General features: G+C 71.6%; 26 protein-coding genes and 5 tRNA genes. 23 read left to right on the forward strand and 8 right to left on the reverse strand.

Features of this window, described 5'->3' with window-relative positions:
* The first annotated feature begins 105 nt into the window (after positions 1-105).
* The 6 genes from IGS69_RS24995 (at position 106) to IGS69_RS25020 (ending at position 1,398) form a co-directional block, all read left to right on the forward strand.
* Positions 106-837, forward strand: a complete 732-nt coding sequence (locus IGS69_RS24995) for an HAD family hydrolase (protein WP_190902749.1) — start codon at positions 106-108, stop codon at positions 835-837.
* An 89-nt stretch (positions 838-926) separates the two neighbouring features.
* A tRNA-Gln gene (locus IGS69_RS25000) sits at positions 927-998 on the forward strand.
* A gap of 21 nt (positions 999-1,019) precedes the next feature.
* Positions 1,020-1,092, forward strand: a tRNA-Glu gene (locus IGS69_RS25005).
* Between the two features lie 40 nt (positions 1,093-1,132).
* A tRNA-Glu gene (locus IGS69_RS25010) sits at positions 1,133-1,205 on the forward strand.
* A 20-nt stretch (positions 1,206-1,225) separates the two neighbouring features.
* Positions 1,226-1,297, forward strand: a tRNA-Gln gene (locus IGS69_RS25015).
* 28 nt (positions 1,298-1,325) lie between these two features.
* Positions 1,326-1,398: transfer RNA gene (locus IGS69_RS25020), tRNA-Glu, on the forward strand.
* Positions 1,399-1,577: 179 nt separating this feature from the next.
* On the opposite strand, the gene ndgR is transcribed toward IGS69_RS25020, so the two are convergent.
* The gene (ndgR, locus tag IGS69_RS25025; protein ID WP_003993203.1) at positions 1,578-2,294 is read right to left on the reverse strand and encodes an IclR family transcriptional regulator NdgR; all 717 of its coding nucleotides are present in this window, start codon (positions 2,292-2,294) and stop codon (positions 1,578-1,580) included.
* A 195-nt stretch (positions 2,295-2,489) separates the two neighbouring features.
* Here ndgR and leuC point away from each other — a divergent pair, with 195 nt between their 5' ends.
* The 4 genes from leuC (at position 2,490) to IGS69_RS25045 (ending at position 5,805) form a co-directional block, all read left to right on the forward strand.
* A complete protein-coding gene (leuC, locus tag IGS69_RS25030) occupies positions 2,490-3,917 on the forward strand; it encodes a 3-isopropylmalate dehydratase large subunit (protein WP_190902750.1) in 1,428 nt (475 codons plus the stop codon).
* Between the two features lie 6 nt (positions 3,918-3,923).
* On the forward strand, positions 3,924-4,517 hold the full coding sequence (gene leuD, locus IGS69_RS25035) for a 3-isopropylmalate dehydratase small subunit (RefSeq protein ID WP_190902751.1): 594 nt from the start codon (positions 3,924-3,926) through the stop codon (positions 4,515-4,517).
* 277 nt (positions 4,518-4,794) lie between these two features.
* A complete protein-coding gene (locus IGS69_RS25040; RefSeq protein WP_030851947.1) occupies positions 4,795-5,025 on the forward strand; it encodes an SCO5555 family protein in 231 nt (76 codons plus the stop codon).
* Positions 5,026-5,163: 138 nt separating this feature from the next.
* On the forward strand, positions 5,164-5,805 hold the full coding sequence (locus tag IGS69_RS25045; RefSeq protein WP_190902752.1) for an HU family DNA-binding protein: 642 nt from the start codon (positions 5,164-5,166) through the stop codon (positions 5,803-5,805).
* A gap of 71 nt (positions 5,806-5,876) precedes the next feature.
* Here the strand turns inward: IGS69_RS25045 and IGS69_RS25050 are convergent, their stop codons facing one another.
* Both IGS69_RS25050 and cofC read right to left on the reverse strand, forming a co-directional pair.
* Positions 5,877-6,080: a hypothetical protein gene (locus tag IGS69_RS25050; protein ID WP_031106931.1), complete on the reverse strand. Its 204-nt coding sequence runs from the start codon at positions 6,078-6,080 to the stop codon at positions 5,877-5,879.
* 9 nt (positions 6,081-6,089) lie between these two features.
* Complete coding sequence (cofC, locus tag IGS69_RS25055; RefSeq protein WP_190902753.1) at positions 6,090-6,728, reverse strand: 2-phospho-L-lactate guanylyltransferase; 639 nt, start codon at positions 6,726-6,728, stop codon at positions 6,090-6,092.
* Positions 6,729-6,886: 158 nt separating this feature from the next.
* On the opposite strand from cofC, the gene IGS69_RS25060 reads away from it, so the two are divergent.
* From IGS69_RS25060 to IGS69_RS25070, 3 genes are read left to right on the forward strand one after another with little or no spacing between them, the layout of a single operon-like run.
* Positions 6,887-7,678 carry a lysophospholipid acyltransferase family protein gene (locus IGS69_RS25060; protein ID WP_190902754.1) on the forward strand — a complete coding sequence of 264 codons (792 nt, stop codon included), beginning with the start codon at positions 6,887-6,889 and terminating at the stop codon, positions 7,676-7,678.
* A complete protein-coding gene (locus tag IGS69_RS25065) occupies positions 7,675-8,685 on the forward strand; it encodes an NAD(P)H-dependent glycerol-3-phosphate dehydrogenase (protein ID WP_031106935.1) in 1,011 nt (336 codons plus the stop codon). Before IGS69_RS25060 ends, IGS69_RS25065 begins: the two co-directional genes overlap by 4 nt.
* Before the next feature lie 59 nt (positions 8,686-8,744).
* Positions 8,745-9,902: a D-alanine--D-alanine ligase family protein gene (locus IGS69_RS25070; RefSeq protein WP_190902755.1), complete on the forward strand. Its 1,158-nt coding sequence runs from the start codon at positions 8,745-8,747 to the stop codon at positions 9,900-9,902.
* 82 nt (positions 9,903-9,984) lie between these two features.
* Here IGS69_RS25070 and IGS69_RS25075 read toward each other — a convergent pair whose 3' ends face one another.
* Both IGS69_RS25075 and IGS69_RS25080 read right to left on the reverse strand, forming a co-directional pair.
* Positions 9,985-10,503 carry a DUF3515 domain-containing protein gene (locus IGS69_RS25075; RefSeq protein ID WP_385864808.1) on the reverse strand — a complete coding sequence of 173 codons (519 nt, stop codon included), beginning with the start codon at positions 10,501-10,503 and terminating at the stop codon, positions 9,985-9,987.
* Positions 10,504-10,523: 20 nt separating this feature from the next.
* Positions 10,524-10,757 carry an Lrp/AsnC family transcriptional regulator gene (locus IGS69_RS25080; protein ID WP_190902756.1) on the reverse strand — a complete coding sequence of 78 codons (234 nt, stop codon included), beginning with the start codon at positions 10,755-10,757 and terminating at the stop codon, positions 10,524-10,526.
* Positions 10,758-10,963: 206 nt separating this feature from the next.
* Between IGS69_RS25080 and IGS69_RS25085 the strand changes: the two genes are divergently transcribed.
* The gene (locus IGS69_RS25085) at positions 10,964-11,929 is read left to right on the forward strand and encodes a thiamine-phosphate kinase (protein ID WP_031106940.1); all 966 of its coding nucleotides are present in this window, start codon (positions 10,964-10,966) and stop codon (positions 11,927-11,929) included.
* The gene (thiD, locus tag IGS69_RS25090) at positions 11,926-12,717 is read left to right on the forward strand and encodes a bifunctional hydroxymethylpyrimidine kinase/phosphomethylpyrimidine kinase (protein WP_190902757.1); all 792 of its coding nucleotides are present in this window, start codon (positions 11,926-11,928) and stop codon (positions 12,715-12,717) included. The genes IGS69_RS25085 and thiD overlap by 4 nt, the downstream gene beginning before the upstream one ends.
* Positions 12,718-12,842: 125 nt before the next feature.
* Here the strand turns inward: thiD and rpmB are convergent, their stop codons facing one another.
* Positions 12,843-13,028 (reverse strand): 50S ribosomal protein L28, encoded by a 186-nt coding sequence (rpmB, locus tag IGS69_RS25095; protein WP_004924906.1) that lies wholly within the window; start codon positions 13,026-13,028, stop codon positions 12,843-12,845.
* A gap of 268 nt (positions 13,029-13,296) precedes the next feature.
* On the opposite strand from rpmB, the gene IGS69_RS25100 reads away from it, so the two are divergent.
* A complete protein-coding gene (locus IGS69_RS25100) occupies positions 13,297-15,060 on the forward strand; it encodes a DAK2 domain-containing protein (RefSeq protein WP_190902758.1) in 1,764 nt (587 codons plus the stop codon).
* 42 nt (positions 15,061-15,102) lie between these two features.
* Here the strand turns inward: IGS69_RS25100 and IGS69_RS25105 are convergent, their stop codons facing one another.
* Together IGS69_RS25105 and IGS69_RS25110 are read right to left on the reverse strand one after the other, a co-directional pair.
* Positions 15,103-18,042, reverse strand: coding sequence for a tetratricopeptide repeat protein (locus IGS69_RS25105; RefSeq protein ID WP_190902759.1), 2,940 nt, complete (start codon positions 18,040-18,042; stop codon positions 15,103-15,105).
* Positions 18,039-19,877: an HSP90 family protein gene (locus IGS69_RS25110; protein WP_190902760.1), complete on the reverse strand. Its 1,839-nt coding sequence runs from the start codon at positions 19,875-19,877 to the stop codon at positions 18,039-18,041. Before IGS69_RS25110 ends, IGS69_RS25105 begins: the two co-directional genes overlap by 4 nt.
* A gap of 187 nt (positions 19,878-20,064) precedes the next feature.
* On the opposite strand from IGS69_RS25110, the gene recG reads away from it, so the two are divergent.
* The 7 genes from recG (at position 20,065) to rnc (ending at position 26,509) form a co-directional block, all read left to right on the forward strand.
* Complete coding sequence (gene recG, locus IGS69_RS25115) at positions 20,065-22,284, forward strand: ATP-dependent DNA helicase RecG (RefSeq protein ID WP_190902761.1); 2,220 nt, start codon at positions 20,065-20,067, stop codon at positions 22,282-22,284.
* A 111-nt stretch (positions 22,285-22,395) separates the two neighbouring features.
* On the forward strand, positions 22,396-22,983 hold the full coding sequence (gene rsmD / locus IGS69_RS25120; protein ID WP_190902762.1) for a 16S rRNA (guanine(966)-N(2))-methyltransferase RsmD: 588 nt from the start codon (positions 22,396-22,398) through the stop codon (positions 22,981-22,983).
* Between the two features lie 26 nt (positions 22,984-23,009).
* Positions 23,010-23,489, forward strand: coding sequence for a pantetheine-phosphate adenylyltransferase (coaD, locus tag IGS69_RS25125; protein ID WP_190902763.1), 480 nt, complete (start codon positions 23,010-23,012; stop codon positions 23,487-23,489).
* Between the two features lie 120 nt (positions 23,490-23,609).
* Positions 23,610-24,698, forward strand: coding sequence for a cell division initiation protein (locus tag IGS69_RS25130; RefSeq protein WP_190902764.1), 1,089 nt, complete (start codon positions 23,610-23,612; stop codon positions 24,696-24,698).
* 128 nt (positions 24,699-24,826) lie between these two features.
* Positions 24,827-25,477: a YceD family protein gene (locus IGS69_RS25135; RefSeq protein WP_190902765.1), complete on the forward strand. Its 651-nt coding sequence runs from the start codon at positions 24,827-24,829 to the stop codon at positions 25,475-25,477.
* A 2-nt stretch (positions 25,478-25,479) separates the two neighbouring features.
* Positions 25,480-25,653, forward strand: coding sequence for a 50S ribosomal protein L32 (rpmF, locus tag IGS69_RS25140; protein WP_003951102.1), 174 nt, complete (start codon positions 25,480-25,482; stop codon positions 25,651-25,653).
* A gap of 7 nt (positions 25,654-25,660) precedes the next feature.
* Positions 25,661-26,509 (forward strand): ribonuclease III, encoded by an 849-nt coding sequence (gene rnc, locus IGS69_RS25145; protein WP_190902766.1) that lies wholly within the window; start codon positions 25,661-25,663, stop codon positions 26,507-26,509.
* The last annotated feature ends 77 nt before the right edge of the window (positions 26,510-26,586 follow it).

Genomic DNA, 26,586 nt, shown 5'->3' on the forward strand with positions numbered 1-26,586 from the left:
CGCGAGGGCGGCGTCCGGTTCGGACGCCGCCCTCGCGGTCCTGCCGGTCCACTCGCCGTCCGTGAACCCGGGCTGACAGCACACCGCCGTGGGTACGGTCGGAACATGAGCATCCAAGCCGTGGTCTGGGACATCGACGACACGCTCTTCGACTACACCACCGCCGACCGCCTCGGCATGCGCGCCCACCTCACGGCCGAGGGCCTGCTCGACCGCTACGGCAGCGTCGAGCAGGCCCTCGACCACTGGCGGGAGATCACCCACCTGCAATGGGCCCGCTTCTCGGCCGGCGAGGCCACCTTCGAGGACCAGCGGCGCGACCGCGTACGGGTGTTCCTGGACCGGGACCTCACCGACGCCGAGGCCGACGCGTGGTTCCAGCGGTACGTCGCCCACTACGAGGCGGTCTGGGCCCTCTTCCCGGACGTCCTCCCGGTCCTCGACGCCCTCTCCGCCAGCCACCGGCACGCGGTGCTCTCCAACTCCAGCCTCCACGTCCAGGACCGCAAGCTGCGGGCCCTCGGCGTCCACGACCGCTTCGAGACCATCCTCTGCGCGGCCGAGCTGGGCATCTCCAAGCCGGAGGCCGGGGCGTTCCTCGCGGCCTGCGAATTCCTCGGACTGCCGCCGCACCAGGTCGCCTACGTCGGCGACCACCCGGAGATCGACGGGCGGGGCGCCGCCGACGCCGGACTGCTGTCGGTGTGGATCGACCGAGGCGGTCTGTACGCCACGATCGAGCCGCCCGCCGGGCCGCACCGCATCGCGTCCCTCGCCGAACTGCCGTCCCTGCTGGGCTCGGATACTCGTTTTGGAGCCCCGTCCACCTTCGGGTAATGTTCTTCCTGCGCCGCGGGAGCGGGCCGGAAGGCCGGAACCCCCAGGCGCACAACTAGAACACGGACCCTCCGGGGCTTGCGTTCCAGTGGCCTATGGTGTAATTGGCAGCACGACTGATTCTGGTTCAGTTAGTCTTGGTTCGAGTCCAGGTAGGCCAGCTCGCAGAGCTCATCTGCATCGCCCCCGTTGTGTAGCGGCCTAGCACGCTGCCCTCTCAAGGCAGTAGCGCCGGTTCGAATCCGGTCGGGGGTACTGGTTCCGAGTGATCAACGATCATCTCGGGACTGCTAGGGCCCCCGTTGTGTAGCGGCCTAGCACGCCGCCCTCTCAAGGCGGTAGCGCCGGTTCGAATCCGGTCGGGGGTACTGACTGGTCTAAACCACATTGGTCTATGGTGTAATTGGCAGCACGACTGATTCTGGTTCAGTTAGTCTTGGTTCGAGTCCAGGTAGACCAGCTCGGACCTGCGGAAACGCAGGCTCCACGCCCCCGTTGTGTAGCGGCCTAGCACGCCGCCCTCTCAAGGCGGTAGCGCCGGTTCGAATCCGGTCGGGGGTACAACAGAGAAGGCCCTCCACTTCGGTGGAGGGCCTTCTTGGCTTTTGGGGGCCGGGGAACTGCGCGACCAGCCACGGCGGTCCCGCACCCGACAGCGATGCCGCACGTACTGCGGCGCGTACTCGGGGAAAGCCTGCCGCGGCGTTGAGGCCTGCTCTCCCCAAGGACGATCAGTCGGTTCAGCCAGTGCGCCGCAATGCCTCGGAGAGGCGCCCGGCCGCATCGATCACAGCCTGCGCATGCATCCGCCCCGGGTGACGCGTCAGCCGCTCGATCGGCCCGGACACGGACACCGCGGCAACCACCCGGTTCGACGGCCCCCGCACCGGCGCGGACACGGACGCGACACCCGGCTCCCGCTCACCGATCGACTGCGCCCAGCCCCGCCGCCGCACACCTGACAGCGCCGTCGCCGTGAAGCGCGCCCCCTGCAGACCGCGGTGCAGCCGCTCCGGCTCCTCCCAGGCCATCAGGATCTGCGCCGAGGAGCCGGCCTTCATCGTCAGCGTCGAACCGACCGGGACGGTGTCCCGCAGTCCGGACAGACGCTCCGCCGCGGCGACGCAGATGCGCATGTCGCCCTGACGGCGATAGAGCTGCGCGCTCTCGCCCGTGATGTCACGAAGATGCGTGAGCACCGGGCCGGCGGTGGCGAGGAGACGGTCCTCACCCGCGGCCGCGGCAAGCTCGGCCAGGCGAGGGCCGAGAATGAAACGGCCCTGCATGTCGCGCGCCACCATGCGGTGGTGTTCCAGGGCCACGGCCAGGCGGTGGGCCGTGGGTCGTGCCAGTCCGGTAGCACCGACCAGACCCGCGAGGGTGGCCGGACCGGACTCCAGAGCGCTCAGGACGAGGGCCGCCTTGTCCAGAACGCCGACGCCGCTACTGTTGTCCATGCAACGATACTCCCGTCTCACTCTGTGAAACGCAAGTTCAATTTTCCGTGGAACGCGCCACCCTGGAATCACGAAGTCACAACGGCCCGTGACGTAAGGGCCTGGTGGTGCGTGCCCGGAATCAGGGGTACGGGCACCGCCTCCTCAAGATCTCTAGTTGGGCCGGCGGATCGTCGCCGGCCGGAGGGAACAGCGATGGGTAGGACACTCGCGGAGAAAGTCTGGGACGACCACGTCGTCCGGCGCGCGGAGGGCGAGCCCGACCTTCTCTTCATCGATCTGCACCTGCTGCACGAGGTGACCAGCCCGCAGGCCTTCGACGGCCTCCGCAAGAGCGGCCGCACCGTGCGGCGCCTGGACCTCACCATCGCCACCGAGGATCACAACACCCCGACCCTCGACATCGACAAGCCCATCGCCGACCCGGTCTCCCGGGTCCAGCTGGAGACGCTGCGCAAGAACGCCGCCGACTTCGGCGTGCGGCTGCACCCGCTGGGCGACGTCGAGCAGGGTGTCGTGCACGTCGTGGGCCCGCAGCTGGGTCTGACCCAGCCCGGCACCACCGTCGTCTGCGGCGACTCGCACACCTCCACGCACGGCGCCTTCGGCGCGCTGGCGTTCGGTATCGGCACCTCCCAGGTGGAGCACGTGCTGGCCACCCAGACGCTGCCGATGTCCCGCCCCAAGACCATGGCGATCACGGTCGACGGTGAACTGCCCGAGGGCGTCACCGCCAAGGACCTGATCCTGGCGATCATCGCGAAGATCGGCACGGGCGGCGGCCAGGGCTACGTCCTGGAGTACCGCGGCGAGGCCATCGAGAAGCTCTCGATGGAGGCCCGCATGACCATCTGCAACATGTCGATCGAGGCCGGCGCCCGCGCGGGCATGATCGCCCCGGACGAGACCACCTTCGCGTACCTCCAGGGCCGCCCGCACGCCCCCGAGGGCGACGAGTGGGACGCCGCCGTCGCGTACTGGAAGACGCTCAGGACGGACGACGACGCCGAGTTCGACGCCGAGGTCGTCATCGACGCCGCCGCGCTGTCGCCGTTCGTCACCTGGGGCACCAACCCGGGCCAGGGCGCACCGCTTTCGGCGTCCGTCCCCGACCCCGCTTCGTACGAAGACGCTTCGGAGCGCTTCGCCGCCGAAAAGGCCCTGGAGTACATGGGGTTGGAGGCCGGGCAGCCGCTGCGCTCCATCAAGGTGGACACCGTCTTCGTAGGCTCCTGCACCAACGGCCGCATCGAGGACCTGCGTGCCGCCGCCGAGCTCGTCAAGGGCCGCAAAGTCGCCGACGGCGTACGGATGCTGGTCGTCCCGGGCTCCGCGCGGGTCGGTCTGCAGGCCGTCTCCGAGGGTCTGGACGTCGTCTTCAAGGAGGCCGGCGCTGAGTGGCGGCACGCGGGCTGCTCGATGTGTCTGGGCATGAACCCCGACCAGCTGGCCCCGGGGGAGCGCTCCGCGTCCACCTCCAACCGCAACTTCGAGGGCCGGCAGGGCAAGGGCGGCCGTACGCACCTGGTGTCGCCGCAGGTCGCGGCCGCCACCGCCGTCCTCGGCCACCTGGCCTCCCCGGCCGACCTGTCCGCCGACGCCCCCACGCCCGCTGGAGTCTGATCAGCCATGGAAGCCTTCACCACCCACACCGGCCGGGCCGTTCCGCTGCGCCGCAGCAACGTCGACACCGACCAGATCATCCCCGCCCACTGGCTCAAGAAGGTCACGCGCGACGGGTTCGAGGACGGGCTGTTCGAGGCCTGGCGCAAGGACCCGTCGTTCGTGCTCAACCAGCCCGAGCGGCAGGGTGCGACCGTGCTCGTCGCCGGCCCAGATTTCGGCACCGGCTCCTCCCGTGAGCACGCCGTCTGGGCGCTGCAGAACTACGGCTTCAAGGCCGTGATCTCCTCCCGCTTCGCCGACATCTTCCGCGGCAACTCGCTCAAGAACGGCCTGCTCACGGTCGTTCTGGAGCAGGAGACCGTGGACGCGCTGTGGGAGCTCACCGAGAAGGACCCGCAGGTCGAGATCACCGTCGACCTGGAGAGCCGCGAGGTGCGCGCCGAGGGCATCACCGCCGCCTTCGAGCTGGACGAGAACTCCCGCTGGAGGCTGCTGAACGGCCTCGACGACATCTCGATCACCCTGCAGAACGAGGCGGACATCGCCGCGTACGAGGCGAAGCGCCCCACGTTCAAGCCGCAGACGATCCAGATCTGATCCGGAGCACGATCCGCCGCCCCTGAACAAGGCGACTTTCGGCCAGCGCAACACCCCCTCTGTACCCCCGATCAGCCCGATCGGGGGTACAGCCGTGTCTGCACCCGAACGGCCCTGCCCACCCGCTGTTCAGCTGCCAACTTCCCACGTTAAGCAGGTGGTTGCCGGGGTACGCGAGGGGTGCAGCCGTGACTTCCACGTGTGCCGGCAAGGCCGTCGGAGGCGGCAGTTGTCCCCTGCGCAGGCGACAACTCGCCCCAGATGGCACAATCTGTGCATGGAACACGACGGCCAACTCGAGCTCTATGCGGCAGTCGCGGACCAACTCAAGGAAGCGCACACAAGAGTGCGCGCACTGCAAGTCCCGGAGGGCGTACGGATGGCGCTGACCCGGAAGCTGCTGGTCATTACGGCCGCGGCCAAGCACGATCTCGCCGACGCGGCAAGACGGCTGGAGCGGTTCACCGCGGACCTCGACGAGGGACGTCTCCCCGACGAGGAACGCTGAACCCTTCGATTCACTGTCGAGTTCGTTGCGGCACAAGGGTGATTAGCCCGTTTCGTGTTTGATTTGCGGTATATATCTGCCTAACGTGCGAAAAAGCTTGAACACTTTCGTTCTGGCGATGTCTCCGAAGGGGAAGACGTGAACAAGGCGCAGCTCGTAGAAGCGATTGCCGACAAGATGGGCGGCCGGCAGCAGGCCGCTGAGGCTGTCGACCACGTACTGGACGCCATCGTCCGCGCGGTCGTCGCGGGTGAGCGGGTCTCGGTCACCGGCTTCGGTTCGTTCGAGAAGGTCGACCGCCCGGCCCGGTACGCCCGTAACCCCCAGACGGGCGAGAGGGTTCGGGTCAAGAAGACCTCCGTTCCGCGCTTCCGTGCAGGTCAGGGCTTCAAGGACCTGGTCAGCGGCTCGAAGAAGCTCCCGCGTGGGGGCGAGGTCTCCGTCAAGAAGGCGCCCAAGGGCAGCCTGAGCGGCGGCGCCGGCGCGACGGTCAAGAAGGCCGCCGCGAAGAAGGCGACCACGAAGTCGGCCGCCGCGAAGAAGGCCACCGCCAAGAAGACGACGGCGAAGAAGGCCGCCACCAAGACCGCGGCGGCGAAGAAGACCACGGCGAAGAAGGCCCCCGCCAAGAAGACCACGGCGGCGTCCAAGACCGCGGCCGCGAAGAAGACCACGGCGAAGAAGGCCCCCGCCAAGAAGGCCACGGCCAAGAAGGCGCCCGCCAAGAAGTCGACGGCGCGCAAGACCACCGCCAAGAAGACCACCGCCCGCAAGAAGTAAGGGCGCTGGGGTACTCACGCGCCGGGCCGGACTCCGCATGGAGTCCGGCCCGCGGCGTGTTCAGCGTGTGATCAGAGTGTCTGCAGGGTCACGAGAGTGATCCGGAGCGCGTCCTCGGCGCCCTCCACCTCGATGCGGACCCGCTGGCCCGGGCGCAGCAGCCTGAGGCCCCCCGCGTCGAACGCGGCCGCGTCGAAGGGCACCGGGGTGCCGTCGTCCAGGAGCACCTGCCCGCTGCGGCTTTCGGGGTCGTACGTGTACGCGGTCGCCTGCATGGGCGCAGCCTACTGCCCGGGAATCAGCAACCGCGCGGCGGCCGCGGCCGTATGAGGGCCGACCCCCAGGGCCAGAGCGCTGCGCAGGTCATCGCCGGTGTCCACGTCCTGGCGTACGGAGTCCACCGCGGTCACGGGCAGTTCCACCGCCCCGGAGGCGTGGTGCCGGGCCCGGGAATCCGAGCCGAAGGCCGGGCACAATTCGCGGCCCGGGGCGGCGGCCAGCAGCGTCGTGCCGATTGCTGCGGCGTCCGGGAGAAATGCGCGCGGGAATTCGGCGGCGGCATCGAGTACCCGGGACAATTCCGAGGGGCGCAGGGCCGGCAGATCGGCGTTCAGCGCGGCCACCGCCCGGGCCGGGCGCGTGGACCGCACGACCCGCGTCGCGTGTGCGAGGGCGGCGTTGAGGCCGCCGCCCGGCTCGTCGGCGATGATCGCGGCGCCCAGTGCGGCCAGCTCGCGGCCCGCCCGGGCGTCGTCCGTGACGACTGCCACACCCCCCACCGCCGGGCAGGCCAGCGCGGCCGCCACCGTGTCCTGGGCGAAGGCCAGCGCCAGGTCCGGCCGCAGCCCGTCGTCCGCGGTGTCCGCCAGCCTGCTCTTGGCCCGGGCCAGGGGCTTCAGGGGTACGACCAGGGTCCACTGCACGGGGGTTCCGTCCTCCTCTTGTCGCGGTCATTGTCACCCGGGGCCTCGGGTCGGCGGCGTGCCGGGGCGTACGGTGTTCTCGACAGACCGGCGGCCTGGGGCGACACTTGTGCGGCCCCCCGTGGCCCCGGCTTCAGGCCCTAGAGGAAGGTGTCCGCGTGCCCCGCCGCAGAATCGGCTTCTGGTACCGCTTCGCCGCGGTGATCTGCAAACCGCCGCTGGTGGTTCTGCTCAGGCGGGACTGGCGTGGAATGGAGCACATTCCGGCAAAGGGTGGATTTATCACCGCGGTGAACCACAATTCGCACATCGACCCCTTCGCTTACGCGCACTTTCAGTACAACACCGGGCGCGTCCCGCGATTCCTCGCGAAGAGCGGGCTTTTCAAGAAGGGATTCGTCGGAGCCGCGATGCGGGGCACCGGGCAGATCCCCGTCTACCGCGAGAGCACGGATGCGCTGAGCGCCTTCCGGGCCGCGATCGACGCCGTGGACCGGGGGGAATGCGTCGCCTTCTATCCCGAGGGCACCCTCACCCGCGACCCGGACGGCTGGCCCATGACCGGCAAGACCGGGGCCGCGCGCGTCGCCCTGCAGACCAAGTGCCCGGTGATCCCCGTCGCGCAGTGGGGCTGCAACGAGTTGCTGCCGCCGTACGCGAAGAAGCCGCATCTGCTGCCGCGCAAGACGCACCGCGTGCTCGCCGGTCCGCCCGTGGATCTCGCGCGGTTCTACGACCGGGACATGACCGCGGAGCTGCTGAAGGAGGCCACGGAGGTCATCATGGCCGCCGTCACCGCACAGCTGGAGCTGATCCGCGGCGAGAAGGCGCCGGAGACGCCGTACGACCCGCGCCGGGAGCGGATCGAGCAGCGGCGCCGCACCCAGGCGCAGACGCAGACGCACCGGAATTCCGGGCAGACCGTGCAGGAAGAGGGGCTGGGCAAGTGAGCAAGCCGGTCAAGGCGGCGGTCCTGAGCGCCGGTTCGTGGGGTACGGCCTTCGGCATGGTGCTCGCCGACGCGGGGTGCGAGGTCACCCTGTGGGCGCGCCGCCCGGAGGTCGTGGAGGCGATCAACTCCACGCGGACCAATCCCGACTACTTCCCGGGCGTCGAGCTCCCGGAGAACGTACGGGCCACCACCGATCCCGCCGAGGCCGCCGCGGACGCCGACTTCACGGTCCTGTCGGTCCCCTCGCAGACCCTGCGCGGCAACCTCGCCGAGTGGAGCCCGCTGCTGGCCCCCGACACGGTCCTGGTGTCGCTGATGAAGGGCGTCGAACTCGGCTCCGCGATGCGGATGAGCGAGGTCATCGACGATGTCGCCAAGGTCGGCCCGGACCGGATCGCCGTGGTGACGGGGCCCAACCTGGCCCGGGAGATCGCCGCGCGGATGCCGGCCGCGGCCGTGGTCGCCTGTACCGACGAGGCGGTCGCCCAGCGGCTCCAGGCCGCCTGCCACACGCCGTACTTCCGCCCGTACACCAACACGGACGTGGTGGGTTGCGAACTGGGCGGAGCCGTGAAGAACGTCATCGGCCTCGCCGTCGGCATCGCGGACGGCATGGGCCTCGGCGACAACGCCAAGGGCTCGCTCATCACCCGGGGCCTCGCCGAGACCACCCGGCTCGGCATGGCGCTCGGCGCCGACCCGCTGACCTTCTCCGGACTCGCGGGCCTCGGCGACCTGGTGGCCACCTGCTCCTCGCCGCTGTCGCGCAACCACACCTTCGGGACCAACCTCGGCAAGGGCATGACCCTCCAGGAGACCATCGCGGTCACCAAGCAGACCGCCGAGGGCGTCAAGTCCTGCGAGTCGGTGCTCGATCTGGCCCGCCGGCACGGCGTCGACATGCCGATCACGGAGACGGTCGTCGGAATCGTGCACGAGGGCAAGCCCCCGGTGGTGGCGCTCAAGGAGCTGATGTCGCGCAGCGCGAAGCCCGAACGACGCTGAGCGACGCGAGGCCGACGGCGCTTACCAGGGGCCCTACCAACGGGTACTCTCAACCCGATATGAGCACCGAGAACCTCCCCCAGAGCCCCGAGCAGCCGCCTCGCAAGCCGCGTGTGGCCGTCGTGTTCGGCGGGCGCAGCTCCGAACACGGGATCTCCGTGGTCACCGCCGGCGCCGTCCTCAAGGCCATCGACCGGACCAAGTACGACGTCCTGCCGATCGGCATCACCCAGGACGGGCGTTGGGCGCTCACGGCGGACGAACCGGAGCGGATGGCGATCGTCGACCGGCGCCCGCCGAGCGTCGACGTGCTCGCCGAGTCGGCCGAGGGCGCGGTGATCCTCCCGGTCGACCCCGCCAGCCGCGAAGTCGTCTACAGCGAGCCGGGATCGGTCCCCAAGGCGCTCGGCGAGGTCGACGTGGTCTTCCCGGTGCTGCACGGCCCCTACGGCGAGGACGGCACCCTCCAGGGCCTCCTGGAGCTCTCCGGCGTCCCGTATGTGGGTTCGGGTGTGCTCGCCTCGGCCGTGGGCCAGGACAAGGAGTACATGAAGCGGGTGTTCACCTCGTTCGGGCTGAAGGTGGGCCCGTATGTGGTGGTGCGTCCCCGTGAGTGGGAGCAGGACCGGGCTGCCGCCCGCAAGAAGATCGTCGACTTCGCGGGCGAGCACGGCTGGCCGCTGTTCGTGAAGCCCTCGCGGGCCGGTTCGTCGATCGGCATCACCAAGGTCGACGACCTCTCCGGTCTCGACGAGGCCATCGCCGAGGCCCAGCGGCACGACCCGAAGATCCTGGTGGAGGCCGCGCTGCGCGGCCGCGAGATCGAGTGCGGCGTCCTGGAGTTCGAGGACGGCCCCCGGGCCTCCCTCCCCGCGGAGATCCCCTCGCCCGAGACGCACGCGTACTACGACTTCGAGGCCAAGTACATCGACTCCACCCCGGGGCTCGTCCCGGCGCCCCTCACCCCGGAGGAGACGGCCGAGGTCCAGCGCCTGGCGGTCGACGCGTTCGACGCGGCGTCGTGCGAGGGCCTGGTCCGCGCGGACTTCTTCCTCACCGAGGACGGCGAGTTCGTGATCAACGAGATCAACACGATGCCCGGTTTCACGCCCATCTCGATGTACCCGCAGATGTGGCAGGCGAGCGGCGTGAGCTACCCGGAGCTGATCGACCTGCTGGTGCGGGCGGCACTGCGCAGGTCGACGGGCCTGCGCTGAATCGACCCGCAAGGGGCGCGGGGAACTGCGCGATCAGCCATGAACGGCCCGCGGACTCAGGACGAGAGCACCAGCCCCGCGATCAGGAGGCGATCCCCTCGGGGATCGCCTTCTTCACTGCCGCGGCAAGATCGATCAACACACCCGAGCTGTCCACGCCCTCGGGCGCCCGGACCTCGACGTACGCCTCCCGGTTGGCCGTGGTGAACCGGTGCCCGCCGCCGTCCTCGCGTTCCATCAGCCAGTCGACGCCGTTCACACCCCCGGCGACGGCATCCGGATCCTGTCCGTCCGCGACCTTCGGGTCGACCATCTTCGGCGGCTGCGGTACACCGCAGCGAAGTATGATCGCCGGGCTGCCCCAGCCCGCCGTCAGCGCCGACGCGGGCTCGGGATCCGCACGGCGCTCACCGTCCACCTTCGCGGGCAGTACCTTGTCCAGGGTCCGGCACAGTTCCGCGGCCTTCGCGCCCGGACTGGGAACCGCCGCCGACGCGCTGTCGTCTGCTGAGGAGCAGCCCGCAACAGTGATCAACAGCGCGACAGCGGGCATGCGGAACACGCGGAAGACACAAAGGTGCCGGTGACGGAAAGAGTTCACCGGCACAGGGTAGACGGGGGCTACAGATGGACGACCGGACAGGTCAGGGTGCGGGTGATGCCGTCCACCTGCTGGACCCTGGCGACCACCATGCGTCCGAGATCGTCGACGGTGTCGGCCTGGGCCCGCACGATGACGTCGTAGGGTCCCGTCACGTCCTCGGCCTGAAGGACCCCGGGGATCTTGCTGATCGTCTCGGCGACGACCGAGGCCTTCCCGACCTCGGTCTGGATCAGGATGTACGCCTGTACCACGGAACCTCCAGGGCGGCCACGAGGATCATGTGGGGAAAAGGAACGCCACGGTATCGCGTCGCCGCTCGCCGCGGGGAGACCTGCGGGGACCGGGTTGTACGCGCCGGGGTGCAGGTCCGGCAGAACTCGACGGTCACTTCGACCGTAGCGAGGACCGAGATGCCCCGCGACCGGGCACGGACAGGGACAGAAGGGGAGAAAGGGCAATGAAGGGCACTGTTGGTGAGCTCGGTGAGTTCGGGCTCATCAGGGAGCTCACCTCCCGTCTGACCACCACCCCGGCGGTCCGGGTCGGCCCCGGCGACGACGCCGCCGTGGTGGCCGCACCCGACCGCAGGGTCGTGGCGAGCACGGACATCCTGGTGGAGGGCCGGCACTTCCGGCGGGACTGGTCGACGGCCTACGACGTGGGCCGCAAGGCGGCCGCGCAGAACCTCGCCGACATCGCCGCCATGGGCGCCGTGCCGACCGCGCTGCTGCTCGGTCTGGTCGTCCCGGCCGAGCTGCCGGTGACCTGGCCGAGCGAGCTGATGGACGGCCTGCGCGACGAATGCCAGGTGGCGGGCGCGGCCGTGGTCGGCGGTGACGTCGTGCGCGGCGACTCGATCATGGTGTCGATCACCGCGCTCGGCGATCTGCGCAACCAGGAGCCGGTGACGCGGGCGGGCGCGCAGCCCGGTGACCTCGTCGCGGTGACCGGCTGGCTCGGCTGGTCGGCCGCCGGGTACGCGGTGCTCTCCCGGGGGTTCCGCTCGCCGCGGGCGTTCGTGGAGGCGCACCGGCGGCCCGAGCCGCCGTATCACGCCGGTCCCGCCGCCGCCGGGCTCGGGGCGACCGCGATGTGCGACGTCAGCGACGGGCTGATCGCGGACCTCGGGCACATCGCCGAGGCGAGCAAGGTGCGGATCGACATCCGCTCCGGCGCGATCGACATCCCGTCCCAGATGAACGACATCGGGCAGGCCGTCGGGGTCGACCCCATGCAGTGGGTGCTGACCGGGGGAGAGGACCACGCGATCGTGGCGACGTTCCCGCCGGACGTGAAGCTGCCCGCCCGCTGGAAGGTCATCGGCGAGGTCCTCAACCCCTCGGCGCTGCCTCAGGTGACGGTCGACGGGGCGCCCTGGACCAGCAAGGGCGGCTGGGACCACTTCGGGGACATAGAGTCATGATCCCCCATGTCCTCACGGTGGCGGGCTCCGACTCCGGCGGAGGCGCGGGCATCCAGGCCGACCTCAAGACGATGCTCGCGCTCGGCGTGCACGGCATGAGCGTCGTGACGGCGGTGACCGCGCAGAACTCCCTCGGTGTGCAGGGGGCTTGGGAACTGCCCGTGGAGGCCGTTCGGGCCCAGTACCGCAGTGTCGTCGACGACATCGGCGTCCAGGCGGTCAAGACCGGGATGCTGGCCTCCGCGGAACTCGTCGAGGCGGTCGCCGAGTTGATCACGGGGACGGACGCCCCGGCGGTCGTCGACCCGGTCGGCGTCTCCAAGCACGGCGACGCCCTGCTCGCCGCCTCCGCGCTCGACTCGGTCCGTTCGAAGCTGCTCCCGGCGGCGACGGTCGCCACGCCGAACCTCGACGAGGTGGCCCAGATCACCGGCGTACGGGTCGAGTCGGAGCGGGAGATGCCCGGGGCCGCGGCGGCCGTCCTGGAGTACGGGCCGCGCTGGGTGCTGATCAAGGGCGGACATCTGCCCGGGGACGCCGTCGATCTGCTCACCGACGGCTCTGAGGAGCACTGGCTGCGGGCGCCGAGGCACGACAACCGCCACACCCACGGCACCGGCTGCACGCTCGCCTCGGCGATCGCCTCCGGGCTCGCTCAGGGGCGGTCCGTGCCGGAGGCGGTGGTGGCGGCGAAGGAGTACGTCACGGGGGCCGTCGCGGCCGGGTTCGCGCTCGGCGGGGGGATCGGGCCGGTGGATCACGGCTGGCGCTTCCGCGGCGACGTATAGCAGCCGGGGTGCGGTGGCACGGCCGCCGCACCCCGGGCAGGTCTTACAGGCACGGCAAAGAGCCGGCCCACCAGAGGTGGACCGGCTCTGCAGCGAACCAGCAGTGGCCGCGCGCTAGCTGAGCGTCAGCGCGAGACCTTGCCGGCCTTGATGCACGAGGTGCAAGCGTTCACGCGCTTCGGCGTCCCGCCCACCACGGTACGCACACGCTGGATGTTCGGGTTCCAGCGACGGGGCGTACGGCGGTGCGAGTGCGAGATGTTGTTGCCGAAGCCCGGCCCCTTGCCGCAGACGTCGCAGTTGGCAGCCACGGGTCACTCCAAAGACTTCAGATGCACTTACGGTTGATCCCGGCAGGCCGGGATCAAGATTCTCGGGCTCTGAGGGAGCCGGTCGAAATCTGAGTGGCGTTGCCAGGGGGAAGGCCCGATCAGATCGGGCAACCGGAGCAGCATACAACGGCTGCACCCGTAGAACGAAACTACCATGGCAGCTCAGGGGCCCGGCCCCTCCCTCTTCCGGTCGGCACCGCCCCGGGGTCTACGCTGCGAGCCACGTCCAGCAGCTCAGGGAGGCGTAGTGGCGCAGGTGCCGCAGACATTCTTCGATGCTCTCGCGGTGCGCACCTGGTGCGGTCTCGCGCTCGAGACACTGGGGCGGGCGCGTGAGGAGATCGACGCGATCAACGTCTATCCGGTGGCGGACGGCGACACGGGCACCAATCTGTATCTGACCGTGGAGTCGGCGGTCGCGGCGGTCGAGGCGGTGTTCGCGGGGCACGCGGCGGGGTCCGAAGCCGCGGTGGGCGCCGGGAGAGCGGACGCCGGGACCGTGGGAGAGCCGACGCTCGCCGACGCCGCCCGGGCGATGGCGCACGGGGCCCTGATCGGCGCCCGCGGGAACTCCGGGACGATCCTCGCGCAGCTGCTGCGCGGCATGGCCCAGGTGCTGGCCGACGACGACACCGCCCGCGCCGAGGGCCGGGACCTGCGGCTCGCCCTGCGGCACGCGGCCGACTCCGCCCGCCGGGCCGTCGCCCATCCCGTCGAGGGCACCGTCCTCACGGTCGCCTCGGCCGCCGCCGACGCGGCCGACGGCGCCGAGGGCGACTGCGGGACCGTCGCCAGGGCGGCCTACGACGGAGCCCGCACGGCACTCGCCGCGACCCCGGGCCAGCTGCCCGTCCTGGAACGCGCCGGGGTGGTCGACGCCGGCGGGCGGGGGCTGGTCGCGGTGCTCGGGGCGCTGGTGGAGACGTTCACGGGGGAGAGGGAGCGGACACGGGGGGTGGCGGGGAGCGCCTGCACCGGGCTCGCCGGGGGCCCTCACCTGCGCGAGGACCCCGTCGCGGGGCGGGTCCTCGCCGACGGCGACCCGGGGGAGTGCGCCGACAGCGCCGCCGTCCCGTCCGGCCAGGTGGGGCCCGCCTTCGAGGTGATCTACCTGCTGGAGGCCGAGGACGCGGCGGTGGAGCGGCTGCGGGGGCGGCTCGACGCCCTCGGGGACTCCCTCGTCGTGGTCGGCGGGGACGGGCTGTGGAACGTCCACGTCCATGTCGACGACGCGGGCGCCGCCGTCGAGGCCGGCATCGAGGCCGGGCGGCCCCACCGCATCCGCATCACCCACTTCGGCGCCGGCGACGTACACACCACCGGGGCCGAGCGGCCGCCCCGGGAGCGCGCCCAGCGGGCCGTCGTGGCCGTCGTGCCCGGCGAGGGCCTGGCCGGGCTGTACGCCGAGGCCGGCGCGACGACCGTGCTCGCCCGCCCCGGGGAGCCGCCCGCGAGCGGCGAGCTCGTCCAGGCCGTACGGCGGGCCCACGCGCGCGAGGTCGTGCTGCTGCCCAACGACGCCGACCTGCGCCACACCGCCGCGGCCGCCGCCGAGCAGGTCCGCACGGAGGGCATCCGGGTGGCCCTGATCCCGACCCGCTCGGCGGTCCAGGGCATCGCGGCGCTGGCCGTGCACGAGCCGGACCGCCGCTTCGACGAGGACGTCGTGTCCATGACCTCCGCAGCCGGGGCCACCCGCTACGCCGAGGTCACCGTCGCCGAACGCCAGTCCTGGACGATGGCCGGCATCTGCCAGGCCGGTGACGTCCTGGGCCTGATCGACGGCGACGTGGCCGTGATCGGCTCGGACCTCGCGGTGACGGCCGAGGCCGTCCTGGACCGCATGCTCTCCGCCGGGGGCGAGATGGTCACCCTGGTCCTGGGCGACGACGTCCCCGACACCGTCGCCGGGCACCTGGAGGGCCGGGTCCGCGAGGGGTATCTCGCCGTCGACACGGTCGTGTACCGGGGCGGACGACAGGGGGCCCTGCTCCTCATCGGCGTGGAGTAGGGCGGGCCTGCCGCACGCCCCGTGCGGCAGGCCGGACCTTTCTCAGTCCGGCCGCTCCGTCAGCAGCCGGAGCAGCTGCTCCGCCTCCGCCCGCCGGGCCCGCACCGCCCCGGCCGCGCCGTCCCCGTCGCCCGTCATGGAGTCGTCGTACCCCTCGTACGCCGCCAGCACCGCACGCGCGCGTGCCGCCGCGTCGGCGGGACGGCCCAGTTCCGCCTCCAGCCGGCCCGCGGCGAGTTCCGCGCCGGTGCGGCTGTGCAGGGCGCCGTCCCCGAGGGAGGCGAACACTTCGACCGACCGGACCACTTGGGCCAGCGCTTCTTCGAACAGGTCCCGGACCGGGGCGCCTTCGGGGTGCTCGACGGCGGAACGGGCCAGCAGATCGCCGAACTGTCCGTGCGTATGACCGAGTTCGGCGACGAACGGCTGCCGGGACTCCTCGTCGGGCGCCGCTTCCCGTGCCGTCTCGCACTCCCGGACCGCTTCTCCCATCAGGCCGCGTGCCTCGTCCAGCCCGTCCTCCGCGCGCAGGGCAAGCCAGGCGCGGGCGCGCAAGGAGCGGATCAGCCCGTGGGTGTTGCCGAGCGTGCGCCACAGGTCGCTCGCGCGCGCGTAGGCCCGGTCCGCCTCGGCCTCCAGACCGGCCTGCCCGAGGGACTCCCCGGCCAGGTGGGCGAGCGTCGCGTGGTCGTGCTGCTCGGGCCAGTGCCGGGCGATCTCCGCGGCCTGCAGACGCCGTTCGGCGGCGGCGCGGTGCTCGCCGAGCTCGCTCAGGCAGTCACCGAGCCACCACTGCGTCTGCACGACCGCCCCGTCGCCGTGCGTCTCGGCGGTCAGGTCGGGCAGGGCCGCCTCCAGCACCTCCGCGGCCTCGGCCCACCGGCCCTGCCGCAGCAGGAACCCGCCGAGCTGCTGTCGCGCCCAGGCGCCCAGCGTCGCCGACTCGCCCGCCTCGTCGGCCCAGTGGGCCGCCTCCAGGGCGTGCTCGGCGGCCTCCACGGCGTCGCCCCGGCCGCCCACGACCTCCCCGAGCTGGAGGTGCAGCTGGGCCCGCCCGGGCGCCTCCAGCTGCTGTCCGCCGTGCTCCAGGGCCGCCCGCAGCGCCCGTTCCGCCTGAGCCATGTCGCCGAGGTGGTGGGCGAGGGAGGCCAGCCGGGCCTCGTACTCCACCGCGAACCACGGCAGCCCCGCCGCGACGAACGCCGACGCGCCCCGGGCGAACAGCTCCGCGGCCCTCTCCAGATCCCCGGCCAGCCCCGCCAGCTCCCCGAGCATCGCCTGCGCCTCGGCGACCCGCGCGGCCAGCCGCACGTCCTCCCCGGTCCGCCCGTCGACGAGCGCCAGGACCTCCCGTACGGCGGCCTCGGCCTCGGCGAGGACCGCCCCGTCGCCCTCGGCGCCGTGCGCGCGGCGCGTCAGGATCCGCGCCCGGCTCATCACGACGGACGCCGTCTGCCGTATCCCCGTGCCGTCGGTGGCGTACAGCGCGAGGACCTCGTCGTAGAGGCCGGTCACCGCCACGGCGGCGCCGTCCACGTCACCCGCGAGCGCCCGGACGTACGCACCACGCGCGCGTGCCGCCAGGGCCTCGCCCGGGTCGCCCGCCTCCGCGTAGAGCGCGGCGGCCCGTTCGAAGAGGTCGGCTCCCTCGGGGCCGAGAGCCATCGCCTCGTGGTCGGCCATCTCGGCACGGTCGCGCGGGTCCAGCTCGACGCCCTCCGCGGCCTCGGCAGCCGCCGCCCACGCCTCCACAGCGTTCGGCCGCAGGTGGTCCGAGAGCCGCCGCGCCTCGGCCAGCAGCGCGGGCAGATCCGGCTGCCCGGTGCCGTGGACCGGAGCCGCCGCGGCGGCGGGCGGGGGAGCCGGCCGTACCGAGCGCACTCCCAGCGGCAGCCGCTCCACCAGCGGTTGCCGCGCCATACGCGCGCGTGCCCGCTCGCTCACATGGCCCGTGCCGTTGCGTTCGTCGAAGCGCGCCGCCAGGGCGAGGGCCTCCCCGCGCGCGTGCGCGGCGAGTTCGCGGGCGGTCCACTCCTGCCCCGCCGGGCCCGGCACCTGCCGGTCGCCCAGTCCGAGCACGGTCAGCCGGTCCATCAGCAGGGCCACCACGCTCATGAAGTCCAGCCTGCTCCGCGGCTGCCCGTCGTCCGTGAAGTACGCCGGACGCTCCGCGAGCAGCTCCAGGCCCCGCGCCTCGTTGCCGGTCAGCGCGCAGAACTCCACATGGTCCGCGTACGCGCCGCGCATGCTCTCCATGGCCCGGACGAGCCGGAAGCCCCGCAGATGGCAGGCCCTGGCCTCGTCGAGGCGGCCCAGCCGCAACAGCGGCACCAGGGAGGACGCAAGGACCGTGTGCGGCTCGTGGGCGCAGGTGAACTCGCCCTCCAGCACCGGCCGCCACAGCTCCACGGCCTCCGCGTCCCGCCCCTGCTCCGCCTGCCACCAGCCCTGGCCGTGCAGCTCGCAGGCGTGGCAGTCGGCCATGCTGTCCCGGTCGGCGGCCAGCCACGCGACGTACGCCCGCTCGGCCCGCGCCACATCCCCGACATGCGCGGCCACGCTGTGCTCGGCGCTGCGCACGGCCCGCTCGGAGTGCCCTGCGAGCCGGTAGCGGTGCTCCATCTCGCCGAGCCACTTCTCGATCGACGCCAGCGGGATGTGCGGCTGGTCGAGCATGCCGGCCGAGACCCATTTGAAGACCCAGTGCAGCGAGTGGGTCTCGTACGCGTCGAAGTCCTCGGGCCGTTCGTCCCACATGCGCAGCAGCCGCGCGAACGGGACGAACATCTTCCCCTTCTCGGAGCTGTAGTTGTAGACCTTCAGCTGGTGCCCGAGCGCCTCGATCACGGCGAGCGGGATGTTCAGCTTCTCGGCCGCAGTCAGCAGCTCCTCCGCGCGTGTGTTGCGGGCCGGCCCCTCCGGCTGCCCGGAGTTCTCGGCCATCGCCGCGCGCAGGGCGTCGAAGTCCGTGATCTCGCTCATGCCCGACCGTCCTCGCTGTGTGTGGCCCACTCCAGCAGACCGATGAACGCGCGGTTGATCAGCGCCGAGTCGGCCGGCCTGAGCGGCCGCTGCGCCATCAGCAGCGCCTGCCCGTACAGCGACTCCGCGGCGGTGCCGGTCAGCTCCGGGTCGGGCAGCGCGCTGATCCGCCGCACGAGCGGGTTGAGATGGTTCAGCACCAGACGGGCGCGGGGTGCGCTGCCCCGCAGGGAGCCGAGGATGCCCGCCCACAGGTCGTCGGCCTGCGCCTCGGCGTCCGCCCGGGCCTGCTCGTGCCGGGCGTCCCGGTCGTCCAGGTGCAGCGCGGGCACCGACAGCGGGTGGAAGGCCCGCAGCACGACGTCACAGCCCAGCGGGTCGAGCCGGGCCCGGGCCGCCGCCAGGAAGCCCGACAGGGCCAGCTCCTCGGCCGGGTCGACCGCGTCCAGATGCGCGGTGACCGTCTCCGCGTCCAGCTCGGCGACCACGGTGCCCGGCCGCACCGACGGCAGCGCCTGCACCAGCTCGCTGTCGTAGGTGTAGCCGCCGTTGATCACGCCGATGCCCTGCGCGGACGCGATCGGCGCGACCTGCCGGTACTCCTCGACGGTCCGCGTGAAGTGCACCACCGGGTGCCGCTGCGCGAACTCCTCCAGGGACAGCCGCCCGTCGGTCGTCTCGAACGGCAGCCACGGCAGCATCGTGCGCAGCATCTCCCGGTCGTGCCGGGCCAGGGACTTCACCCCCAGGTGGTGCACCGAGAGGAACGCCGCGAGCCGCTCGGGATCACCGGCCGCAAGGCCCGTGAGCCAGGCCCGGATCCGCTCGCCCAGCGCCTCCCGGACAGCGGCCAGCGTCTCGTCCTCGTACAGCGCCTCGCGCGACGCCGTGGGCCGCAGGCTGTCGGTGTCGAGGACGCAGCGCACGAAGAACGCCCAGTCGGGCAGCAGCTGTTCGGCCCGCTCGGTCAGCAGCATGCCCTTCAGGTGCACGCGGTGACCTACGTGCTGGGCCGGACTGACCGCCGAGGGCAGGACGTATGCCACCCCGCGGATGCCGGCCAGCGGCACGGCCAGGTCGATGGTGTCCAGCGGGGTGAAGCCGAACAGGTCGTGGCAGTGCCGGGCGAGGGCGACCCGGCGCGCGGCCGGGCCCGGGTACGGACGGTCCCAGGGCGCCGGAAGGTCGGTGACCGCCGCGTCGCCGACCCGGACGTCGTACGGCAGCAGCGATCCGAAGTCCCGGGCCAGCGTGCGGACCCGGTCGGGCGCGAGCCACTCCGCGGCCCCCGCCCGCGCCACCAGGTGCACGGTCGTACCCGGTTCCGGACGCTCGGCGTCCGGCAGCGTCCGCACGGTGTACGAACCGTCGTCGGATGCCGTCCACTCCACCGGCGGCGCCCCGGGCGTACGGGCACTGCGGCTGACGACCCGGATGCGCTCGGCGACCACGAAACAGGCCAGCAGCCCGATGCCGAACTGCCCGAGGAAGTCGGACCGGGCCTCCTCCAGGCCCTCGGCGCGCTTGGAACTGCGCCCGATCGTGGCGAGCAGGCTGTGCACGTCCGCCTCGGTGAGTCCCACGCCGGTGTCCTCGACACGGAGGGCACCGCCCTCGGCGTACAGCCGCACCCGGGCAGGGGCGTCGGGCTCGTCCGCGCGTCGGGCCGTGACGGCGTCCACGGCGTTCTGCAGCAGCTCGCGCAGATACACCTTGGGACTGGAGTAGAGGTGCTGGGAGAGCAGGTCCACCAGACCACGCAGGTCGACCTGGAACGTATGAGGTGACTGGGGCGAAGGGGAGGGCTGGGATGCCTGTGAGGTCTGGGAGTCCATCTTCACGGCGCCGGTGGGGGACTCGCGACGGCGCGGGGTCGGGCGGTCCGGGTGGGGCGGTGACCGCGAATGAGGGCCGGGAGCGCGTCATCCTAAGGCCCGAACCAGCCGCCTGACCAGGGGTTTCCGGGATCTTTACGACGTTGCGGCCGCGGCCTGGAAGCCATTGTCAGTGGCGTGGTGTGCAATGGATCTCGTGCCCGCACTGGAAGAACCCCTGCGCCAACCGCTGAAGTCGGTGCTCGGCCCCGCCACCGCGAAGGTGATGGCCGAGCACCTCGGCCTGCTCACCGTCGGCGACCTCCTGCACCACTACCCGCGCAGATACGAGGAGCGCGGCCAGCTCACCCACCTCGCCGACCTCCCCATGGACGAGCACGTCACGGTGGTCGCACAGGTCGCCGACGCCCGCCTGCACACCTTCGCCTCCGCCAAGGCCCCGCGCGGCAAGGGCCAGCGCCTGGAGGTCACGATCACGGACGGCAGCGGCCGGCTCCAACTGGTCTTCTTCGGAGCGGGCGTGCACAAGCCCCACAAGGAACTCCTGCCGGGCACCCGCGCGATGTTCGCGGGCAAGGTCTCCGTCTTCAACCGCCGCCTCCAACTCGCCCATCCAGCCTACGAGTTGCTGCGCGGCGACCCGGACGAGTCCGTCGAGACCTGGGCGGGCGCCCTGATTCCGATCTACCCCGCCACCGCCAAGCTCGAGTCCTGGAAGATCGGCAAGGCGATCCAGACGGTCCTGCCCACCGCCCAGGAGGCCGTCGACCCGCTCCCGGACACCCTGCGCGAGGGCCGCGGTCTGGTCCCGCTCCCCGAAGCCCTGCTCAAGATCCACCGCCCGCACACCAAGGCCGACATCGAGGACGCCCGCTCCCGCCTCAAGTGGGACGAGGCCTTCGTCCTCCAGGTCGCCCTGGCCCGCCGCCGCCACGCGGACGCCCAACTCCCCGCCGTCCCCCGCAAGCCGGCCCCCGACGGCCTCCTCACCGCCTTCGACGCCCGCCTCCCCTTCACCCTCACCGACGGCCAGCAGCGCGTCTCGAGAGAGATCTTCGGCGACCTGGCCACGAGCCATCCGATGCACCGGCTGCTGCAAGGGGAGGTCGGTTCGGGCAAGACCCTGGTCGCCCTGCGCGCCATGCTCGCCGTGGTCGACGCGGGCGGGCAGGCCGCCATGCTCGCGCCCACCGAAGTGCTCGCTCAGCAGCACCACCGGTCCGTCGTCGAGATGATGGGCGAGCTGGCCGAGGGCGGCATGCTGGGCGGGGCCGAGCAGGCCACCAAGGTGGTGCTGCTCACCGGTTCCATGGGAGCGGCCGCCCGGCGGCACGCCCTGCTCGACCTCGCCACCGGCGAGGCCGGCATCGTCATCGGCACCCACGCGCTGATCGAGGACAAGGTGCAGTTCCACGACCTGGGCCTGGTCGTGGTCGACGAACAGCACCGCTTCGGCGTCGAGCAGCGCGACGCCCTGCGCGGCAAGGGCAAGCAGCCCCCGCATCTGCTGGTCATGACCGCCACCCCCATCCCGCGCACGGTCGCCATGACCGTCTTCGGCGACCTGGAGACCTCCGTCCTCGACCAGCTCCCGGCCGGCCGCTCGCCGATCGCCAGCCATGTGGTCCCGGCCGCCGACAAGCCCCACTTCCTGTCCCGCGCGTGGGAAAGGGTCCGCGAGGAGGTGGAGAACGGCCACCAGGCCTACGTGGTCTGCCCCCGCATCGGCGACGAGGAGGACGACCCCAAGAAGTCCGCCAAGAAGAAGTCCCCGGAGGACGAGGCGGAGAAGCGCCCGCCCCTCGCCGTCCTCGACGTGGCCGACCAGCTGGTCAAGGGCCCCCTGCAGGGCCTCCGGGTGGAGGTGCTCCACGGCAGGATGCACCCCGACGACAAGGACGCCGTCATGCGCCGCTTCGCCGCCGGCGAGACCCATGTCCTGGTCGCCACGACGGTCATCGAGGTCGGCGTCAACGTCCCCAACGCCACCGCCATGGTGATCATGGACGCCGACCGCTTCGGCGTCTCCCAGCTCCACCAGCTGCGTGGCCGTGTCGGGCGCGGCTCGGCCCCCGGCCTCTGCCTCCTGGTCACGGAGATGCCCGAGGCGAGCCCGGCCCGCCAGCGCCTGGGCGCGGTCGCCGCCACCCTCGACGGCTTCGAGCTCTCCCGCATCGACCTGGAACAGCGCCGGGAGGGCGACGTCCTCGGCCAGGCCCAGTCCGGAGCCCGGACCTCCCTGAAGGTCCTCGCCGTCATCGAGGACGAGGAGATCATCGCGGAGGCGAGGCAGGAGGCGACGGCTGTCGTGGCCCAGGACCCGGAGCTGACCCACCTCCCGGCCCTCCGGACTGCGTTGGACGCCCTCCTGGACGAGGAACGGGAGCAGTACCTGGAAAAGGGGTGAGGGGGACTGACCCTCTTTCAGGGGCGCGGGGCGTAATCCATATGCGGCTACCGCCGCGAGGGCGCGACCAGCCACAATGAACCTGAAGCCGCCCACGACCAAGGACCGAAGATGACCCGCGTGATCGCCGGCGTAGCCGGTGGACGTCGCCTGGCGGTACCCCCAGGCACCGGCACCCGCCCCACCTCCGACCGCGCACGCGAAGGCCTCTTCTCCACCTGGCAATCCCTCCTCGGCGGCCCCCTGGACGGCGAACGCGTCCTCGACCTCTACGCCGGATCAGGAGCCGTGGGCCTCGAAGCCCTCTCCCGGGGCGCCGGCCACACCCTCCTCGTGGAAGCCGACGCCAAAGCGGTCCGCACGGTCCGCGAGAACGTCAAGAACCTCGGCCTCCCCGGCGCCGACGTCAGATCGGGCAAAGCGGAGCAGATCATCCGCACGACACCTCCCGGCGACCCCTACGACCTCGTCTTCCTCGACCCGCCGTACGCCGTCACGGACGACGATCTTCGGGAGATCCTCCTCACACTCCGCACCGAGGGCTGGCTCGCGGAGGAAGCCCTCGTCACCGTGGAGCGCAGCACCAGAGGCGGTGAATTCCGTTGGCCCGAGGGCTTCGAACCCCTGAGGGCCCGTCGCTACGGCGAGGGAACGTTTTGGTACGGTCGCGCCGCCTCTACGTGCGAAGACGCACGATGACCGGACCGGAGAGCGAGGGATTGCAAGTGCGCCGCGCCGTCTGTCCCGGGTCGTTCGACCCGATCACCAACGGACATCTCGACATCATCTCCCGCGCCTCCAGGCTGTACGACGAGGTCTATGTCGCGGTGATGATCAACCAGGCCAAGAAGGGCCTGTTCGAGATCGAGGAGCGGATCGACCTGATCCGCCGGGTCACCGCCGAGTACGGCAACGTCCGCGTGGAGGCCTTCCACGGCCTGCTCGTCGACTTCTGCAAGCAGCGCGACATCCCCGCCATCGTCAAGGGCCTGCGCGCGGTCAGCGACTTCGACTACGAGCTGCAGATGGCCCAGATGAACAACGGCCTCTCGGGCGTGGAGACCCTCTTCATCCCCACCAACCCCACCTACAGCTTCCTGTCGTCCTCCCTGGTCAAGGAGGTCGCGGCGTGGGGCGGCGACGTCTCCCACCTGGTCCCGGCCGAGGTCCTCGGTGAGCTCACCGAGCGCCTGAGGAAGGACTGAACCGTCCCGTGGAGCCCCGCCGGGCCTGACTGCCCGTCACCCGGTGTCCGGCGTGGACCCCGTGGCCGTACAGTCGTCCCGTCCGTCTCCAACGCATCTGTAGAGAGTGGCGAGCACACGGTGGACGTGCAGAAGAAGCTCGACGAGATCGTCTCCGCGGTCTCCGGCGCCAGGTCCATGCCCATGTCGGCCTCGTGCGTGGTCAACCGCGCCGACCTGCTCGCGCTGCTGGAGGAGGTGCGCGCGGCCCTGCCCGACTCCCTCGCCCAGGCCCAGGAGCTGATCGGCGGCCGCGAGCAGATGGTCGAGCAGGCCCGCCACGAGGCCCAGCAGATCATCGAGAGCGCGCACGCCGAGCGGGGCTCGCTGATCTCCGGCACCGAGGTCGCCCGCCGCTCCCAGGCCGAGGCCGACCGGATCCTCGCCGAGGCCCGCCAGGAGGCCGAGGAGATCCGCGCCGAGGCCGACGAGTACGTCGACTCCAAGCTCGCCAACTTCGAGGTCGTCCTCACCAAGACCCTGGGCTCCGTCGGCCGCGGCCGCGAGAAGCTCCTGGGCACCGGCCCCGGCACCGACGAGCAGGGCTACGAGGACGAGGACGCCCCCGAGCGCAGCCACGACCCGGAGACCCAGCGCCGCAGCGCCGACGAGTACGTCGACGTCAAGCTGGGTGCCTTCGAGGCGGTCCTCGCCAAGACGCTGGAGGCCGTCGGCCGCGGCCGGCAGAAGCTGCACGGCCGGATCGCCACCGACGACCTCGGCGCCCTCGCCGACGACGCGTCCACCGTCCAGCACTCCAGCGACGCCGACTACCTCGCCGACCTGGCCGCCCTCGCCGAGCCGGAGACCCCGGCCGGGCAGCCCGTCCACCAGCAGGACTACACACAGCAGGCGTACGCCCCGGCCGCCGGCTACGCCCCGGCGGGAGGCGACCCGGTCCAGCAGCCGGATCCGTACGGCGGCTACCCGCAGCAGGCCTACGCGGCCCAGCAGGACCCCTACGGCTACCAGCACGCCGATCCCTACGCGTACCAGGGCTACGACCCCCAGCAGGCGGCCTACGACCCGAACCAGGCCCAGCAGCAGGCGCAGCAGCAGGGCCACCACGCCCAGCAGGGGTACGCCCTCGACGAGACCAGCCTCTTCGACACCAGCATGATCAGCGCCGAGCAGTTGCGGGCCTACGAGCAGGGCCGCGGCCAGGGCTGAGCACCGGATTGGGCCGACAGCGAAAGGTCCAGTATCCTGGCTCTTCGGTCGCGCGTACGTCCGCGATCCACGCTGCCCGGGAACACCGAAGGGCAGCGTCCCCCGAGCTCACCAGATCGAAAGCAGGAATGGCCCTGAACGCCCGCCTCGACCACCGCAACCCTCTCGTGTTCGACACACACGAGCTGGGACGGCGTCCTGGTGCGCTGCAGCGCCTGACCCGCACGGTCGACGCTCCCAGGGACCTCGGTATCCAGGGAGTCATCGGAGTGCCGGAAGGCGCCCCGGTGGAGCTCGGACTCCGTCTGGAGTCGGTCATGGAAGGGGTGCTCGTCACAGGCACCGCCCGTGCCGTCGCCGAGGGGGAGTGCGTAAGGTGTCTGGAGCCGCTCGAGCAGGAGCTCGAAGCGGAGTTCCAGGAGATGTTCTCGTACCCTGACGCCGACGACCGGGGCCGCGTGATCGCGGAACCGGGCGACGACGCCGAGGACGACGAGGACAGGCTCTTCCTCGAGGACGGCTTGTTCGACCTCGAGCCCGTGCTGCGTGATGCGGTGGTGCTCGCACTGCCGATGCAGCCGGTGTGCCGGGAAGACTGCCCCGGTCTGTGCGCCGAGTGCGGCGCGCGGCTGGCGGACGACCCGGACCACCACCACGACGCCGTCGACATCCGTTGGGCGGCATTGCAGGGACTCGCCGGCACCATGAAGGACGGCGAGAAGGACGAGATGAGCGGCGCCGAAGCGGAAGCGGGCGTCGACGAGAAGCAGGAGAAGTAGCCGTGGCTGTTCCGAAGCGGAAGATGTCGCGCAGCAACACGCGCCACCGCCGGTCGCAGTGGAAGGCTGCGGTCCCCACCCTGGTTGCGTGCGAGCGCTGCCACGAGCCCAAGCAGCAGCACATCGCGTGCCCGTCTTGCGGCACCTACAACAAGCGCCAGGTCCTCGAGGTCTGAGCGGCTGGTGAGAGGCACTGTGTCCACGCCTAAGAACAAGTCTTCCCGTGCGAGCGGGAGTGCTCCGGCGGACAACCAGGCCTCGTCCCACACGCTTCTGGAAGGGCGGCTCGGCTACAAGCTCGAGTCCGCCCTTCTGGTGCGCGCACTGACCCACCGGTCGTACGCATACGAGAACGGCGGTCTGCCGACCAACGAGCGTCTGGAGTTCCTCGGGGACTCCGTCCTCGGCCTCGTGGTCACGGACACGCTGTACCGCACCCACCCCGACCTCCCAGAAGGCCAGCTGGCCAAGCTGCGGGCCGCGGTGGTCAACTCGCGTGCGCTCGCCGAAGTGGGCCGAGGGCTCGACCTGGGCTCCTTCATCCGGCTCGGCCGGGGCGAAGAGGGCACGGGCGGCCGGGACAAGGCGTCCATCCTCGCCGACACGCTGGAAGCGGTGATCGGCGCGGTCTACCTCGACCAGGGACTGGACTCGGCGGCGGAGCTGGTGCACCGCCTGTTCGACCCCCTGATCGAAAAGTCTTCGAACCTCGGAGCCGGCCTGGACTGGAAGACCAGTCTCCAGGAGCTCACCGCGACCGAGGGGCTCGGTGTTCCCGAGTACCTGGTCACGGAGACCGGCCCCGACCATGAGAAGACCTTCACTGCTGCCGCCCGCGTCGGAGGCGTCTCGTACGGCACCGGCACCGGCCGCAGCAAGAAGGAGGCGGAGCAGCAGGCCGCCGAGTCCGCATGGCGGTCCATCCGCGCCGCGGCGGACGAGCGTGCCAAGGCGGCGAAGGCCGCCGAGGAGACGCAGACGGCAGCTGCTCAGGCCGCCCGGACGGTCACCGACGGCCCCGCCGACGGCTGACCGCCGCCGCCCCTTTCCGGGGGCGGCACGCACAGCGCACCCGAGCGCCCGCCCCTGCCCGGGGCGGGCGCTCGCGT

It is taken from the genome of Streptomyces tuirus (genome assembly GCF_014701095.1).
In the GTDB taxonomy this organism is placed as follows: domain Bacteria; phylum Actinomycetota; class Actinomycetes; order Streptomycetales; family Streptomycetaceae; genus Streptomyces; species Streptomyces tuirus.

Coding starts and splice junctions, on each gene's coding strand:
- leuC (WP_190902750.1), top strand. CDS start 2,490: ATGGGTAGGACACTCGCGGAGAAAGTCTGGGACGACCACGTCGTCCGG.
- recG (WP_190902761.1), top strand. CDS start 20,065: ATGGATCTCGTGCCCGCACTGGAAGAACCCCTGCGCCAACCGCTGAAG.
- ndgR (WP_003993203.1), bottom strand. CDS start 2,294: ATGGACAACAGTAGCGGCGTCGGCGTTCTGGACAAGGCGGCCCTCGTC.
- thiD (WP_190902757.1), top strand. CDS start 11,926: ATGATCCCCCATGTCCTCACGGTGGCGGGCTCCGACTCCGGCGGAGGC.
- IGS69_RS25050 (WP_031106931.1), bottom strand. CDS start 6,080: ATGCAGGCGACCGCGTACACGTACGACCCCGAAAGCCGCAGCGGGCAG.
- rsmD (WP_190902762.1), top strand. CDS start 22,396: ATGACCCGCGTGATCGCCGGCGTAGCCGGTGGACGTCGCCTGGCGGTA.
- leuD (WP_190902751.1), top strand. CDS start 3,924: ATGGAAGCCTTCACCACCCACACCGGCCGGGCCGTTCCGCTGCGCCGC.
- IGS69_RS25040 (WP_030851947.1), top strand. CDS start 4,795: ATGGAACACGACGGCCAACTCGAGCTCTATGCGGCAGTCGCGGACCAA.
- IGS69_RS25105 (WP_190902759.1), bottom strand. CDS start 18,042: ATGAGCGAGATCACGGACTTCGACGCCCTGCGCGCGGCGATGGCCGAG.
- IGS69_RS25070 (WP_190902755.1), top strand. CDS start 8,745: ATGAGCACCGAGAACCTCCCCCAGAGCCCCGAGCAGCCGCCTCGCAAG.
- IGS69_RS25110 (WP_190902760.1), bottom strand. CDS start 19,877: ATGGACTCCCAGACCTCACAGGCATCCCAGCCCTCCCCTTCGCCCCAG.
- IGS69_RS25135 (WP_190902765.1), top strand. CDS start 24,827: ATGGCCCTGAACGCCCGCCTCGACCACCGCAACCCTCTCGTGTTCGAC.
- IGS69_RS25085 (WP_031106940.1), top strand. CDS start 10,964: ATGAAGGGCACTGTTGGTGAGCTCGGTGAGTTCGGGCTCATCAGGGAG.
- IGS69_RS24995 (WP_190902749.1), top strand. CDS start 106: ATGAGCATCCAAGCCGTGGTCTGGGACATCGACGACACGCTCTTCGAC.